The organism is Glaciimonas sp. PCH181, assembly GCF_003056055.1.
Taxonomy (GTDB): Bacteria; Pseudomonadota; Gammaproteobacteria; order Burkholderiales; family Burkholderiaceae_D; genus Glaciimonas.
On the sequence record NZ_PYFP01000001.1, the window covers coordinates 1,094,164 to 1,108,828 of the forward strand.

Sequence of the window (14,665 nt, forward strand, 5' to 3'; positions counted from 1 at the left end):
AAACGGAAATGTGCGCTTTATGCCTATTTCCCCGATTTCACGGCGTATTTTGCACAATAACCACACCGGAATGCCTGCATGAGTTCCCCTAATCAACCACACCAGCCGTTACAACCGTTAACGGGTGGGAAACTGGTTCTGGGCACGGTAGCTTTATCGCTAGCCGTGTTCATGAACGTGCTCGACTCGTCGATTGCGAACGTTTCCATTCCCGCTATTTCCGGGGATTTGGGCGTATCACCACAACAAGGTACATGGGTCATTACATCGTTCGCTGTGGCGAATGCGATTTCAGTTCCGCTGACCGGATGGCTGACCCAGCGCTTTGGTCAGGTCCGATTGTTCATTACCTCGATCATCCTGTTTATCCTGTCGTCCACGCTATGCGGTTTAGCCCCAAGCATGGAAGTATTGATTGCAGCGCGAGTACTGCAAGGCGCTGTTGCCGGACCGATGATTCCGTTATCGCAATCATTGCTACTAGGAAGTTATAAGCCCTCAAAAAGTGGGATGGCCCTGGCGTTCTGGGGCATGACGACACTGGTGGCACCGATCATGGGGCCGTTATTGGGCGGATGGATTTCTGATAACTACACTTGGCCGTGGATTTTTTATATCAATATTCCAATTGGTGTATTTGCTGCCTGGGCGACTTGGTCCATCTATAAAACACGTGAGTCCGCAACCAGAAAACTGCCCATTGATGCAGTTGGCCTGGGGCTGCTGGTAGTGTGGGTCGGCTGTTTGCAAATCATGCTGGATAAGGGTAAAGAACTGGATTGGTTCAACTCTGGACAGATCGTTATTTTGACTTCCATCGCAGTGGTTGCATTTATCTATTTCGTGATTTGGGAATTGGGCAGCAAGCATCCGGTTGTCGACTTATCGCTTTTCAAAAGCCGTAACTTCAGCGGCGGTGTGATCGCTATTTCAGTCGGCTATGGACTGTTCTTTGGTAGCTTGGTGATTCTGCCTCTATGGCTGCAAACGCAGCTTGGCTACACTGCGACGTTAGCGGGTGAGGTCATGGCGCCGGTGGGTATTTTCGCGATCATTCTGTCGCCTGTCATCGGTAAGCTATTACCCAAAGTGGATGCACGTCTGGTGGCTTCTGCTGCATTCTTTATCTTCGCAATTGTATTTTTTATGCGTTCTGAGTTCACTCAAAACGTTGACACCATGACATTGATGATCCCAACGGTGATTCAAGGTGCTGCGATGGCGATGTTCTTTATTCCGCTGACGTCGATTATTTTGTCAGGACAACCTCCTGACAAGATTCCGGCAGCTGCGGGTCTATCGAACTTCGTACGGATTATGTTTGGCGGTATCGGCACTTCAGTAACCAGTACGTTTTGGGATCGACGCACTGCTTTGCATTATTCGCAATTATCCGAACATAGCGGCCCTAGCAATACCGCCTTTACCGATGCAGTCCACGGCCTGACCGCGCAAGGAATGTCGCCGCAAGGGGCCTACGCCGTCATTGATAGGCTAATGACGGTTGAGGCAAGCACGAAGGGCGCTACCGATATATTTTGGATATCGGCGATACTCTTTTTGTTTTTGATAGGACTGGTATGGCTGACCAAACCACTACGATCAAGTGTGCCGATTGATGCTGGTGGCGCGCACTAAGATTTAATCAAGTAGCGGTAATGCAAAACGGGTGGTGTGTATAAATTACGCACCGCCCGTTTTTATTTGCACTTGGATCTCGCGCAAATGAGAAATCCCCACTCAAAGACTTTCAAATTGAAGTTGCGCACGTACACCTACATTAACCAACTACAAATAGCCTGCAACACCTTTACAAGGCGGCCTTGAGCGCATCGTAAAGGCCAGACAGCTAACTATTTCTGGCAGCATATTGCAAACCTGCTCAACCCTGATTCATTCGGCTCCCCTTCCCCATAAACCAGAAAAGCACGGCGACAGTGATTGCCCTTTATCCTCAATAACTGAAATAGAATTTACTATCCCCCTTACAAATGAAAAAGGCCGTGCAAAGTAAATTTGCACGGCCTTGAAATACTGACAACAACTCAGTTAGTCATCAAATGCTTACAACAAATGCCGCCCAATCCACCAGGCAATCGCTGCAATGAATGCCGATGCCGGAATGGTGAATATCCAGGCCCAGACAATATTACTCGCCACACCCCAGCGTACTGCAGACAATCGGCGCGACGCGCCAACGCCAACAATCGCGCCAGTAATGGTATGAGTCGTAGAGACCGGTACGCCAAGGATAGTCGCCATGAACAACGTGATTGCACCACCTGTTTCAGCGCAAAAACCACCAACAGGTTTCAATTTAGTGATCTTTTGACCCATCGTTTTAACAATGCGCCAGCCGCCGAATAATGTTCCCAGACTAATAGCACTATAGCAAGACAAAATAACCCACCAAGGTGGTAACGAATCAGCCCCGTTCGACACACCGGCCGCGATCAATAGCATCCAGATGATACCGATGGTTTTTTGGGCATCATTACCGCCATGACCAAGGCTATACATCGATGCCGACACCAATTGCAGGCGACGGAACCATTTATCCACTTTGCGGGGCGTGGAGCGCACAAAAATCCATGACACCAGCACCATCATAATTGAGCCAAAAATAAAGCCAAGCAATGGTGAAAGAACGATAAATGCGATAGTTTTAATCAGACCGGACGAAATCAGAGCACCTGTACCGGCTTTCGCTACAGCAGCGCCGACCAAGCCACCAATCAACGCATGGGACGACGATGACGGTATGCCATAGTACCAAGTCAGGATATTCCAGCAGATGGCGCCAATCAGCGCGCCAAAGACAACATAATGATCAACCACTTCAGGATGAATGGTGCCCTTACCTACAGTGGCAGCCACATGCAGCTGAAACACCGCAATCGCAACAAAGTTGAATACGGCAGCCATTGCTACGGCCTGCTGCGGTTTTAAAACACCGGTTGAAACAACCGTGGCGATGGCGTTCGCAGCATCATGAAAGCCATTCATAAAGTCGAACACCAACGCCAGTGCAACAAGGAAAGCAAGAACGTAAATACTGATATGAAGAGTTTGCATGGAAAATTGAGTCGTTTTTGAATTACATCGAGGCGGTACGATAGTGCATCTTTATTACCGCAAAGGTAGCCGTTACCAGCTACCCCACCATGGCGCAACACGCTTTTTCATACATGCTGCGGCGAAGGACTTAAGCGTTTTCTACGATGATGCCTTCAATGATATTCGCGACGTCTTCACAACGATCTGTCACAGTTTCCAAAATTTCATAAATCGCCTTCAACTTAATCAGCGTACGTACATCCGGTTCGTCGCGGAAAAGCTTCGACATTGCGGCGCGCATGACGTGATCCGCATCCGATTCCAAACGGTCGATCTCAGCACAAATTTCCAGAATTTTGGACGAGTTATCCATGTTATGTAACAGGGCAACCGCCGCTTTGACTCTTTCAGCGCAGGACAGGCACAATTCTGCAAGACGCTTAGCTTCTGGCGTAATGGCCTTAATGTCGTACAGGGAAATTGTCTGCGCAGCATCTTCGAGCAAATCCAAGATGTCGTCCATACGCGTAATCAGGGTATGAATATCGTCGCGATCAATCGGCGTAATGAAGGTCTTGTGCAGCATATCAATCGCCGCGTAAGTGATCTTATCGGCCTGCTTTTCGATGCCTTCAATGGCGTGGACCCGAATCTCCAGATCGTCGAAATTCGTCATTAATGCCACCATTTCTTTCGCGCCCTTCACGCACAACTCGGCATGCTGATTAAAGAGCTCAAAGAATTTGCCCTCGGTGGGCATCAATCGTGCAAACATATGTATTCTCTCTTCTTGATTAAAGCTGGGTTAAATCTGTACTGCATTACCGAAAACTTAGGACGTTTTATTGAAATGTAATAAAGTTAGTACTTATTTCTCAGACCGGATTGTTACATATTTTTGAAATACTCCCTCAAAACCAAAGGTGTTGAGGTTAAAAGGGACACATTTTGCGGTGAAAAGCAGACACACCGTGGTTAATCGTTGATGCGTTAATCTCCGCCATATGGCGCTGCCAAGCCACCGGCATAATTATCGAACTTGGTGTACTGCCCGAGGAACGTCAGTCGTACGCTACCAATCGGCCCGTTACGCTGCTTACCGATAATGATTTCGGCGGTGCCTTTTTCCTGGGAATCAGGGTTATATACCTCATCGCGGTAAATAAACAAGATAACGTCGGCATCCTGCTCAATCGCGCCGGACTCACGCAAGTCAGACATGACGGGACGTTTATTTGGGCGCTGCTCCAGCGAGCGATTCAACTGCGATAAAGCGATCACCGGGCATTGTAGTTCTTTCGCCAGACCTTTTAAATTTCGTGAAATTTCCGATATTTCAGTGGCGCGATTTTCGCCAGCGCTATTCCCTGACATCAGTTGCAAGTAATCGATAATGATCAGGCCTAACTTGCCGCACTGGCGCGACAATCGCCGGGCACGCGCACGTAATTCCATCGAACTCAGCGCGGGGGTTTCATCGATGTATAACTGGGCGTCGTTCATCTTTTGAATCGCGTGCGTCAGACGTGGCCAATCTTCGTCATTCAATCGCCCTGTACGCAAACGATGCTGATCCAGACGACCAACGGAACCTAACATACGCATCGCCAATTGGGTTCCGCCCATTTCCATTGAAAAAACGGCAACTGGCAAACCACTTTCGATAGCGACCGTTTCACCGATATTGATAGAAAATGCGGTCTTACCCATCGATGGACGACCGGCAACAATAATCAAATCCCCCGGTTGTAAGCCCGAAGTCATCTTGTCCAGGTCGGTAAAGCCAGTCGGTACACCGGTAATTTCACTTTGGTTGTCGCGGCTGTAAAGCTCATCAATGCGCTCTACAACCTGCGTCAGCAATGGTTGAATTTCTTGAAACCCCTGCGCGCCGCGTGAGCCCTCTTCGGCAATCGCAAAAATCTTTGATTCGGCCTCATCCAGCATCTGCTTAACTTCTTTGCCTTGCGGACTGAAAGCCTGTCCTGATATTTCATCGGCAACGGTAATCAGTTTGCGCAAGATGCCACGGTCGCGCACGATTTCGGCGTAACGGCGAATATTGGCAGCAGACGGTGTATTTTGTGCTAACGCATTGAGATAGGTCAGACCGCCGACTTCCTCAGCCTTGCCAGTACTGCTTAAGGATTCAAATACAGTAATGACATCGGCTGGTCGCGTATTGTTGATCAGCTTGACGATATGCTGAAAAATAATCCGATGGTCATAACGATAGAAATCGTCAGCCCGAACAAAATCGGCGATTCTATCCCAGGCCGCATTGTCGAGCAGCAACCCGCCTAGAACGGATTGTTCCGCTTCGATTGAATGGGGTGGGACACGTAGGGAATCTAACTGTGGATCTGAAGGTGCATGCATGGCGCGAATTATACCTGCTTAGCAATATGTTTAGCTCTGTTGCGGCGCATAAAAAAGGGCGATAAAAAAGCCGGGCAAGCCCGGCTTTTTACAATACAACAAGTAGTCGCGACAAACTTAATAAATTAAGCGTGCTCGCCGATAACAGCAACAGTGACATCAACCAAAACATCAGTGTGCAATGACACGGCAACAGCGTGATCACCAACCAGTTTCAATGGACCGACTGGCAAACGGACTTGCGATTTTTCAACAGCAAAACCTTGCTTAGTCAACGCTTCAGCGATATCCGCATTGGTAACTGAACCGAACAAACGGCCATCTACACCTGCTTTTTGTGAAATCTTTACGGTCAGACCGTTCAATTTCTCACCTTGGGCTTGAGCAGCAGCCAATTTTGCAGCTGCAGTTTTTTCCAACTCAGCACGCTTTACTTCAAACTCAGCGATTGCTGCAGCAGTAGCACGACGAGCCAGACGTTTTGGAATCAGAAAGTTACGTGCGTAACCATCTTTAACTTTAACAACTTCACCCAGATTGCCGACATTAACGACTTTTTCTAACAGAATAATTTGCATGTTTTTCTCCTATTTCAGGTCGTCAATTAAACGTTGTGCAGATCGGTGTAAGGCAACAAAGCAAGGAAACGTGCGCGTTTGATCGCGGTGTCTACTTGACGTTGGTAAATTGCCTTAGTACCTGTCAGGCGTGCTGGCATAATTTTGCCATTTTCCTGAACGAAATCTTTCAACGTATCGACGTCTTTGTAATCAACGCTAGCAACGTGAGCTGCTGTGAAACGGCAAAACTTTTTACGCTTGAACAGCGGATTTTGTTGTTGACGCTTATTTTTCAGTTTACTTTTATCGAACTTTTTACCGAATGCCATTTTTGGCTCCTGTATAAATAATTAGGCCACAGTCTCAACTGCAGCAAATTCAGTGATGTGAAATACCAGACTTCGTCCGTTGCGACTCTTGCGTGCCAAAAAACCTGTGAACCAGTATTGACCACCCAACACCGTCTGATTAAACCTTCCCGAAATCTCGCCTATGGCAAGCGCGGCAATTTCGAATTCAACCTGACGTTGTATTCCTGCTTCATTTGGTGACGAACGGCTCAGCAATATTGCCGAAACGATCGGTATGCCAGCTGGCGTATAACGCAATACTTCACGTTCTGCGATTTCGGCAATCAATTGAAGCACGTTATTTGGTTGGCTCACTCCGGTCTATTTGGAAAATTGATAACGCAATGTTTGCAAGTTAATCGGCGAAATTAGGCGGCTGCAGCTGGTGCTGGTGCCGAAGCTGCGGCAGGTGCTTCAGTACGATGGCTTTTAGCAGCATCTTCCTTTTGCACGGCCTTCATCATCGGCGATGGACCAGTTTCAGCTTTTTTCAGTTTGACTGTCAAATGACGCAAAACGGCATCATTGAATTTGAAACCAGTTTCGATTTCAGTCAATGTTTCGCTATCGCATTCGATATTTAAGCAAACATAATGCGCTTTTGCCAATTTTTGAATCAGATATGCTAGTTGGCGACGGCCCCAATCTTCAACGCGATGAACGATACCACCACGTGTAGTGACGATACCCTTGTAGCGTTCGATCATTGCAGGCACTTGCTCGCTTTGATCCGGATGGACGATAAATACGATTTCATAATGACGCATGTAAGCTCCTTTTTGGACTGTTGAGATAGCCCACCCCGGCGTCAAGACGAGTGTGGGAAGAGGAAAACCAAGCACTATACAGGGTAATGCAAGAAAATTCAATGCCATCAATCAGTACGCACTGTGGTGTCTAAAGCATGTGAATTTGCTTGCATTCACATGAATACTGTACAAAAATACAGTCTGACTATATACACAGCATTATTTCGCCTAGCTTACCTAGCCAACGTCCGCCATTTCAAGATAGCCACTACTATGCTCAAACTTACTGCTCGCCAACAACAAATTCTTGATTTGATTGCGAATGCCATCGAAAACACCGGTTTTCCACCAACGCGGGCAGAAATCGCGAATGAACTTGGGTTTCGCTCGGTCAATGCAGCCGAAGAACATTTACAAGCGCTTGCGCGCAAAGGCGCAATTGAAATTTCACCGGGCACATCGCGTGGTATTCGCCTCATCAAACCCGCGTTAGCACGCGGTCTCAGCGCTGACGACACAGGCAAGCAGTTCACATTGCCGCATCCAGCGTTGATGCAGCTTAATTTACCGCTAGTCGGGCGGGTCGCCGCTGGGTCGCCTATTCTTGCGCAAGAGCATATACAGGCAAACTACAACGTCGATCCGGCACTGTTTAGTGCCAAGCCGGATTATTTGTTAAAAGTACGTGGCATGTCGATGCGCGATGCTGGCATTCTGGATGGCGATTTGCTCGCGGTCAAAAAATCCGAAAATGCTAGAAACGGGCAAATTGTTGTTGCGCGACTGGGTGATGACGTTACGGTAAAAAGATATAAAAAAACAGGCTCCGCGATTGAACTACTGCCGGAAAACCCAGATTTCGAGACCATCGTTGTCAATGAAGATCAAGATGATTTTGCGCTCGAAGGGCTGGTTGTCGGATTATTGCGTAACTGGACCTGATTAAATATTTAGTGGACCATGAAGGTCCACTAATACACAGGCATTCTGATCACCCACACCATAAATCAATCAATCAATCAATCAATCAGACATACACGCGCCTAACGATCGAGACGTCGGCGTTTGGTCAAAATTTGATTCGCTATACCGCGCAGAATATTCACCTCTTCGGTCTCAAGCCCGGCGCGAGAAAACAAGCGCTTTAACCGTGGCATCAATTTTTTCGGATGAGCAGGATCAAGAAAGTCGATTTCGATTAACGCCCGCTCCAGATGTGCAAACATCCCTTCGATCTCAACCAGATTGGCAGTATCGCCTTGAAAACCGATCCCGCTAGCCGCCACCTCCCCTTGCAATGTTTCTTGCGCACTGGCAGCAACCCGACATTCATATGCCAATACTTGCACTGCCTGCGACAAATTCAGTGAAGAGTAATCGGGATTAGCAGGAATGTTAATCAATACATTACACTTTTCGACGATTTCATTCGGCAAGCCGTAACGCTCACTGCCAAATATGACAGCCCCAGTAAGCGTGACATCCTCAGCAAGTTGCAGTGCTAATGCCCGCGGCGCGGTTACCGGCGGCGAAAACTCACGTAAACGGGCGCTTAGCGCCGCTGCAAAATTGCATCCGAGCAGAGCCTGCTCGATAGTCTCCACAATCCTGGCCGAGGCCAAAATATCCTGCGCACCACTTGCCAAGGCAATGGCTTCGTCACGCTGCAACACATCCGGATAACGGGGATTTACCAGCACCAACTCGGAAAATCCCATGGTTTTTATAGCGCGCGCAGCAGCGCCAACATTGCCGGGACTGCTGGTATCAACCAGCACAAAGCGCAAGCGATTGAAAAGAGACGTGTTGGTTTTTGTCAGGTTCATTTAAAATAGCGCCATTCGCAGGTAATTTTCAGGGAAAAGCTGATGTTAAGTGTCAGCCAACACTATTAAGACCGCCTGCATCGCTCATTATTATTAATATAGGTGGTTCTGTTCCGTTAGGCACAGTGCCGCCATTTTAACGGAACCGAATCCAGATATGCATCCTATGCTCAATACGGCCATCAAGGCCGCCCGCCGCGGTGCCGCAGTTATTTCGCGCGCATCCTTTGATCTTGACTTGCTTGAAGTGGCAAAAAAAGCCCATAACGACTTTGTTACGCAAGTCGATCAGGCTGCCGAAGCAGCCATCATCGACGTGTTGAAGAATGCTTATCCGGATCACGCGATTTTGGCCGAAGAATCCGGCGCTTCCGCCAATCTGCACGACGAAAACGAAAACGTCTGGATCATCGATCCTATCGACGGCACCACGAATTTCATCCACGGCTTCCCCCAATACTGTGTATCGATTGCCTTGCAGCATCGCGGCCAGATTACCCAAGCGGTCATTTACGATCCTACCCGCAACGATTTGTTCACCGCCAGCAAAGGCGCCGGTGCCTATCTGAACGAAAAACGCATTCGCGTCAGCAAGCGCGTGCGCATCGCTGATGGCCTGATCGGCACCGGCTTTCCGTTCAGCGTCACTGACGGCCCGGTAATGGACGAATACATCAAGATGTTCCGCGTCATGACCCAAAACTGTGCCGGCTTGCGTCGCCCAGGCTCTGCTGCACTTGATCTGGCTTATGTTGCTGCTGGTCGCCTTGATGGTTTCTTTGAAAAAGGTCTGAAACCTTGGGATATCGCTGCTGGCACGCTGCTAATCACTGAGTCCGGCGGTATCGTGGGCAATTTCGTCGGCGACTCCGATTACCTTTATAAGGGCGATGTTCTAGCGGGCAATCCTAAGATTTTTGCACAACTGGTGAGCCTGCTATCACCTTACGCAACCAAGTAGCAAAAAATCAAACGGCGTCCTATGCTGGAAACGGATGCCGGAATGACATTGCAAAGCGACTTCAGGAAATCACGGTGTATCGCGCGTTGTTAAGAAACCATCAACGCTAACAATGCATTGCCACACGACGGCATCATATGTTTACATATGATGCCATTTTTATATCGAAACCAATAAAACCAGTCAAACCGGCATCCATTGCTAGGCAGCAGACAATATTTTGATAGCAGATCCCCTCCCTTTACAATATTTAGGAGAACGATCATGGCGGTTAAAGCAATCCCCAATGGCTACACGACCATCACGCCTTACCTCATCGTGAAAGGCGGAAAAGACGCCATCATGTTTTATCAAAAAGCCTTCAATGCAACCGAAGTGACACGTATGGATGGCCCAGACGGAAAAGTTGGTCATGCAGAAATCCAGATAGGCAATGCACGCATGATGTTGGCCGATGAAAATCCGCATATGGGATTTCTTAGTCCACAAACACCGGGTAGCGCAGGCGTCAGCATGTTGTTGTATGTCGAGAATGTTGACAGTCTGTTTGCACAGGCTCTTGCTGCTGGCGGCAAGCAACTCAAGCCATTACAGGATCAATTCTATGGCGACCGGTCAGGCACGCTTCAGGATCCTTTTGGCCACGTCTGGACGCTCGCAACACATATCGCGGATTACTCCGAGGATGAAATAAAAGAACGTGCTTGCGCAGCCATGAAGGGCGACAAAGCTTAATTGGCTCTTAAAAGTAATAAACACGGCCCTGCGGCTTCAGCCTGGCCTCAGGAATACACAAATCTTATCGCCAATCCACGCCAACGCGTGTTTTTTGGCTATGGCGATGATGTTCGCTGCTATACTCCGCGGGCGCGGCCATTCTCCAGTCAAATGCCGCCGTAAAGGAAATAGAATGTTTTAGGTTGCACGCACATGTTTTCGCAGCCTTAAATCAAATCTAATCAACTCCTACATTTTTTAATCCGTTTGCCTGCGACTGGCGCCCTGAGCGGCGACGGGCCGATATTCTTCTAAGAGCTACCATGTTATTTTCTGAACTCGGCTTGTCCGATGCCATCGTTCGTGCCGTTACTGAGCACGGCTATACCACGCCGACGCCGATTCAAGCACAAGCGATTCCCGCCGTACTAGCGGGTGGCGATTTGCTCGCAGGCGCGCAAACTGGCACCGGAAAAACCGCAGGCTTCACGCTCCCTGTGCTGCATCGCTTATCTACTTCGTCCACTAACCCAACCGGTTCGCAGCGTCCGATTCGCGCACTGATCCTGACACCAACGCGTGAACTGGCGGCGCAAGTTGAAGAAAGCGTACGTTTGTATGGCAAGTATTTGCCACTGACATCAGCGGTAATTTTTGGCGGCGTGGGAATCAATCCACAGATCAAAATACTGAAACATGGCGTAGATATTCTGGTGTGTACGCCGGGTCGGTTGCTGGATCATATGCAACAAGGCACGGTCAATCTGACGCATGTCGAGATTTTGATTCTGGACGAAGCAGACCGTATGCTGGATATGGGCTTCATCCGCGACATCAAAAAGATCCTTGCAGTACTGCCGAAAAAACGCCAGAACTTGCTGTTCTCTGCAACCTTCTCGGACGACATTAAAATCCTGGCCGATAACTTGCTGAATTCACCGGCGATGATCGAAGTTGCGCGTCGCAATTCGACCGTCGAAGTCATTCAGCAAAAAATCCATCCGGTTGATCGCGATCGCAAACATCCTTTGTTAGCGCATCTGATCAAGACCCATTCATGGCCGCAAGTATTGGTGTTTACCCGCACCAAACATGGTGCCAACAAATTGGTTGAGCAACTGGGTAAAGATGGCATCAGTGGCATGGCGATTCATGGCAACAAGAGTCAATCTGCACGCACCAAGGCACTAGCCGAATTTAAAGATGGCAGTTTGCAAGTCTTGGTCGCTACCGATATCGCTGCACGCGGCATCGACATCGATCAATTGCCGCACGTGGTTAACTACGACTTGCCGAACGTACCAGAAGACTACGTTCATCGTATCGGCCGTACTGGTCGCGCTGGCGCTACTGGTGAAGCGGTGTCGCTGGTCTGTGTTGATGAACATCAGATGTTGAAAGACATCGAAAAACTCATCAAACGCGAATTGCCGAAAGAAATTATCGTCGGCTTTGAACCAGACCCAAATGCCCGCGCACAACCGATTCAACTGCGTAGCGGTGGCGGCGGTGCCGGTGGAGGCAATCGTGGCGGTGGCGGACGCTCACAAGGTCAGCGCACGGCAGGCAAAGCACCATCGCAAGGCGCTAAGCCAAACACTGGGCCAGCGAGAACCGGTGGCGGCAATTCGCAAGCCCGTCCGGCTGCACCGCACCGCTCGGGTGGACGTGGTCGTTAATTCATCTGGATAAATAGCAGTAATAATTAGTAGTCACACTAAAAATGGCCACGCAGTTTCTTTATGAAATTGGGTGGCCATTTGCATTTAGTAACGCACACAGGCATCTTATTTGAATTGATGTATTGCGGAGAAGCGCCGATAAAATATCGACCGCACGAAGAGGATCAGTAAGCAATAAATTTGCTATACGATTTTATTAGGAAGGGATTTTCTCGACCTTAATACCGTCGCAAAAAATAAAAAAGGCCTGTCAAAGACAGGCCTTTTTTATTCAATATGGTCGGAGTACAAGGATTCGAACCTTGGACCCCCTGGTCCCAAACCAGGTGCGCTACCGGGCTGCGCTACACTCCGAAGACACGCATAATACACGTAACCGCCAAGGCTAGCAAAACAATTTTACAATTACCTTAATTTATTTTTATGCGCCAAAATAATCGCTCAGAATCCTCAAAGAAAAATAGAAATTGCATGCGGCAAGATGCATCATTTTTAAGCTGACATTGATGCACTAGCGCCTCCGTCGTCACATCTTTTTCGCATCGATTATTTATTCACTTCTACGACTGAAAAAGCGGCCCACTGCATTTCGTAGATATTAGATTTGCTTCGATACAAATTTACAATAAATCGAAAACAGCAATTCACAACGCAGCCCATGTTTTTATCGGCCCGCCCAATCATTAAAAACCAAATGTATCTGCGAACTCGGACGCGCCTTTTTACATCAGCCGCAACACGCAAAATTACGCGAATCTTTCTCGTGATACTTCGATGAATGGATGCAACAGCTTCGCAACTCATGGTCCTGCGAAATATCCACGACGGCTAGCACAATGCTAAGACACTGCTTAAGCAATACCAAAATTGCCATATACAACCCCATTCCTATATTAATAGTCGAAAAATAGTATTGAAGGTTGACCCTAAAGTATCAGAGGGTATCGAAAGCCAGTGCTAAGATCTTTTGCAGTACTAAAAAAATAAATCAAACGGAGACAATCAGCATGAAACTCATCGCTACAAGTGCGTTGTGCCTTGGCATATTCGCAGCAACCAACGTATCTGCTGCCACCGACCTGGTGGTTGCAACAGTCAATAATGGCCATATGATCGAAATGGCCAAGCTCGGCAAATTCTTCGAAAAAGACAATCCGGATATCAAACTGAAATGGGTCACGCTGGAAGAAGCAGTATTGCGTCAGCGCGTTACCACCGATATCGCCACCGGTAGCGGTCAGTTCGATGTCATGACCATTGGCATGTACGAAGCGCCAATCTGGGGCAAGAAAGACTGGTTGATTCCTCTTAAGCCTGATGCGGCTTACGATGTTGACGATCTTCTGCCGTCAATCCGTGCTGGTTTATCGGTAGGAAAGACATTGTATGCCGCGCCATTTTATGGCGAAAGCTCGATGATCATGTACCGATCCGATCTGGTAAAAAAAGCTGGAATGACGATTGAAGATCGTCCGACATGGGAGCACATCCGCGACGTCGCAGCAAAAATCAACGATCCTGCCAACGGCGTGTATGGTATTTGTTTGCGCGGCAAACCGGGCTGGGGCGATAACATGGCCTTTATCACCACTATGGCTAACTCGTTCGGTGCGCAATGGTTTGACATGAAATGGAAGCCGCAACTGACAAGTCAACCCTGGAAAAACGCAGTCAATTTTTATGTTGATCTGTTGAAAAATTACGGCCCACCAGGATCTTCATCAAATAGTTTTAATGAAATCCTCGCTTTGTTCAATCAGGGAAAATGCGGCATCTGGATTGACGCCACGATTGCAGCTTCTTTCATTACCGATCCTAAGCAGAGCAAAGTCGCTGATAAAGTCGCATTTGCACAATCACCAGTTGCCGTCACTGATCGCGGCGCAAACTGGTTGTGGGCATGGGCACTAGCAATTCCAAAAAGCTCCAAGCACACTGAGGCTGCACAGAAGTTTATCAACTGGGCCACTTCGAAGGAATATATCGCCTTGGTCGCAAAGGAAACTGGCTGGAACAATGTTCCGACTGGCACACGTAAATCAACTTACGCCAATCCGGAATTTCTGAAGGTTGCTAAATTTGCAGCTGCTGAACAGAAGGCTATTTACTCTGCCGATCCAAATAACAGCACGCTACCGAAGTCTCCGTATGTCGGTGTGCAGTTTGCCGCGATTCCAGAATTTCAGGCGATTGGCGCAGCAACCGGGCAACAACTTAGCGCAGCATTGCTAGGTAAGGAAACAGTAGATAAAGCGCTGGAAATCTCCCAGCAAGCTGCTGATCGCGAAATGCGTAAGAGCGGCTATTACAAATAATCCCGTGCGTAAGAACATAAAAAGCACATAAGGATTGTTCCGATTGACCGCAGGAAGCAGGCAATATTT

The 14,665-nt window shown here is 48.3% G+C and carries 14 protein-coding genes and 1 tRNA gene; 6 read left to right on the forward strand and 9 right to left on the reverse strand.

From position 1 onward, the window contains the following. The first annotated feature begins 78 nt into the window (after positions 1-78). Positions 79-1,638, forward strand: coding sequence for a DHA2 family efflux MFS transporter permease subunit (locus tag C7W93_RS04900; RefSeq protein WP_108439009.1), 1,560 nt, complete (start codon positions 79-81; stop codon positions 1,636-1,638). 426 nt (positions 1,639-2,064) lie between these two features. Here the strand turns inward: C7W93_RS04900 and C7W93_RS04905 are convergent, their stop codons facing one another. The 7 genes from C7W93_RS04905 to rpsF form a co-directional block, all read right to left on the reverse strand. Then, positions 2,065-3,075, reverse strand: a complete 1,011-nt coding sequence (locus tag C7W93_RS04905) for an inorganic phosphate transporter (protein ID WP_108439010.1) — start codon at positions 3,073-3,075, stop codon at positions 2,065-2,067. 130 nt (positions 3,076-3,205) lie between these two features. After that, positions 3,206-3,832 carry a DUF47 domain-containing protein gene (locus C7W93_RS04910; protein WP_108439011.1) on the reverse strand — a complete coding sequence of 209 codons (627 nt, stop codon included), beginning with the start codon at positions 3,830-3,832 and terminating at the stop codon, positions 3,206-3,208. 215 nt (positions 3,833-4,047) lie between these two features. Continuing rightward, the gene (locus C7W93_RS04915) at positions 4,048-5,436 is read right to left on the reverse strand and encodes a replicative DNA helicase (RefSeq protein WP_108439012.1); all 1,389 of its coding nucleotides are present in this window, start codon (positions 5,434-5,436) and stop codon (positions 4,048-4,050) included. Positions 5,437-5,561: 125 nt separating this feature from the next. After that, a complete protein-coding gene (rplI, locus tag C7W93_RS04920) occupies positions 5,562-6,014 on the reverse strand; it encodes a 50S ribosomal protein L9 (RefSeq protein ID WP_108439013.1) in 453 nt (150 codons plus the stop codon). A 26-nt stretch (positions 6,015-6,040) separates the two neighbouring features. Beyond that, positions 6,041-6,325 (reverse strand): 30S ribosomal protein S18, encoded by a 285-nt coding sequence (gene rpsR / locus C7W93_RS04925; RefSeq protein WP_108439014.1) that lies wholly within the window; start codon positions 6,323-6,325, stop codon positions 6,041-6,043. A 21-nt stretch (positions 6,326-6,346) separates the two neighbouring features. After that, entirely contained in the window at positions 6,347-6,661 is a 315-nt protein-coding gene (gene priB, locus C7W93_RS04930) for a primosomal replication protein N (protein WP_108439015.1), read from the reverse strand. A 53-nt stretch (positions 6,662-6,714) separates the two neighbouring features. Continuing rightward, entirely contained in the window at positions 6,715-7,113 is a 399-nt protein-coding gene (gene rpsF / locus C7W93_RS04935) for a 30S ribosomal protein S6 (RefSeq protein ID WP_108439016.1), read from the reverse strand. Positions 7,114-7,368: 255 nt separating this feature from the next. Here rpsF and lexA point away from each other — a divergent pair, with 255 nt between their 5' ends. Then, positions 7,369-8,037 carry a transcriptional repressor LexA gene (gene lexA, locus C7W93_RS04940; RefSeq protein WP_108439017.1) on the forward strand — a complete coding sequence of 223 codons (669 nt, stop codon included), beginning with the start codon at positions 7,369-7,371 and terminating at the stop codon, positions 8,035-8,037. A 101-nt stretch (positions 8,038-8,138) separates the two neighbouring features. Here the strand turns inward: lexA and C7W93_RS04945 are convergent, their stop codons facing one another. After that, a complete protein-coding gene (locus C7W93_RS04945) occupies positions 8,139-8,921 on the reverse strand; it encodes an RNA methyltransferase (RefSeq protein ID WP_108439018.1) in 783 nt (260 codons plus the stop codon). Between the two features lie 157 nt (positions 8,922-9,078). Between C7W93_RS04945 and C7W93_RS04950 the strand changes: the two genes are divergently transcribed. The 3 genes from C7W93_RS04950 to C7W93_RS04960 all read left to right on the forward strand — a co-directional run bounded on the left by C7W93_RS04950 (position 9,079) and on the right by C7W93_RS04960 (position 12,278). Then, positions 9,079-9,882 (forward strand): inositol monophosphatase family protein, encoded by an 804-nt coding sequence (locus C7W93_RS04950; protein WP_108439019.1) that lies wholly within the window; start codon positions 9,079-9,081, stop codon positions 9,880-9,882. Positions 9,883-10,146: 264 nt separating this feature from the next. Next, entirely contained in the window at positions 10,147-10,617 is a 471-nt protein-coding gene (locus C7W93_RS04955) for a VOC family protein (RefSeq protein WP_108439020.1), read from the forward strand. A gap of 305 nt (positions 10,618-10,922) precedes the next feature. Beyond that, a complete protein-coding gene (locus tag C7W93_RS04960; RefSeq protein ID WP_108439021.1) occupies positions 10,923-12,278 on the forward strand; it encodes a DEAD/DEAH box helicase in 1,356 nt (451 codons plus the stop codon). A 280-nt stretch (positions 12,279-12,558) separates the two neighbouring features. Here the strand turns inward: C7W93_RS04960 and C7W93_RS04965 are convergent. Next, positions 12,559-12,635 (reverse strand) — tRNA-Pro (locus tag C7W93_RS04965). 653 nt (positions 12,636-13,288) lie between these two features. Here C7W93_RS04965 and C7W93_RS04970 point away from each other — a divergent pair. Beyond that, positions 13,289-14,596, forward strand: coding sequence for a sugar ABC transporter substrate-binding protein (locus C7W93_RS04970; RefSeq protein WP_108439022.1), 1,308 nt, complete (start codon positions 13,289-13,291; stop codon positions 14,594-14,596). Positions 14,597-14,665 lie beyond the last annotated feature (69 nt).

What these genes read in the sequence shown, in the direction of transcription:
- rpsR (WP_108439014.1), bottom strand. Translation starts at nt 6,325, where the DNA reads ATGGCATTCGGTAAAAAGTTCGATAAAAGTAAACTGAAAAATAAGCGT.
- C7W93_RS04915 (WP_108439012.1), bottom strand. Translation starts at nt 5,436, where the DNA reads ATGCATGCACCTTCAGATCCACAGTTAGATTCCCTACGTGTCCCACCC.
- C7W93_RS04950 (WP_108439019.1), top strand. Translation starts at nt 9,079, where the DNA reads ATGCATCCTATGCTCAATACGGCCATCAAGGCCGCCCGCCGCGGTGCC.
- rpsF (WP_108439016.1), bottom strand. Translation starts at nt 7,113, where the DNA reads ATGCGTCATTATGAAATCGTATTTATCGTCCATCCGGATCAAAGCGAG.
- C7W93_RS04900 (WP_108439009.1), top strand. Translation starts at nt 79, where the DNA reads ATGAGTTCCCCTAATCAACCACACCAGCCGTTACAACCGTTAACGGGT.
- C7W93_RS04960 (WP_108439021.1), top strand. Translation starts at nt 10,923, where the DNA reads ATGTTATTTTCTGAACTCGGCTTGTCCGATGCCATCGTTCGTGCCGTT.
- C7W93_RS04955 (WP_108439020.1), top strand. Translation starts at nt 10,147, where the DNA reads ATGGCGGTTAAAGCAATCCCCAATGGCTACACGACCATCACGCCTTAC.
- lexA (WP_108439017.1), top strand. Translation starts at nt 7,369, where the DNA reads ATGCTCAAACTTACTGCTCGCCAACAACAAATTCTTGATTTGATTGCG.
- C7W93_RS04945 (WP_108439018.1), bottom strand. Translation starts at nt 8,921, where the DNA reads ATGAACCTGACAAAAACCAACACGTCTCTTTTCAATCGCTTGCGCTTT.
- rplI (WP_108439013.1), bottom strand. Translation starts at nt 6,014, where the DNA reads ATGCAAATTATTCTGTTAGAAAAAGTCGTTAATGTCGGCAATCTGGGT.
- C7W93_RS04905 (WP_108439010.1), bottom strand. Translation starts at nt 3,075, where the DNA reads ATGCAAACTCTTCATATCAGTATTTACGTTCTTGCTTTCCTTGTTGCA.
- C7W93_RS04910 (WP_108439011.1), bottom strand. Translation starts at nt 3,832, where the DNA reads ATGTTTGCACGATTGATGCCCACCGAGGGCAAATTCTTTGAGCTCTTT.
- C7W93_RS04970 (WP_108439022.1), top strand. Translation starts at nt 13,289, where the DNA reads ATGAAACTCATCGCTACAAGTGCGTTGTGCCTTGGCATATTCGCAGCA.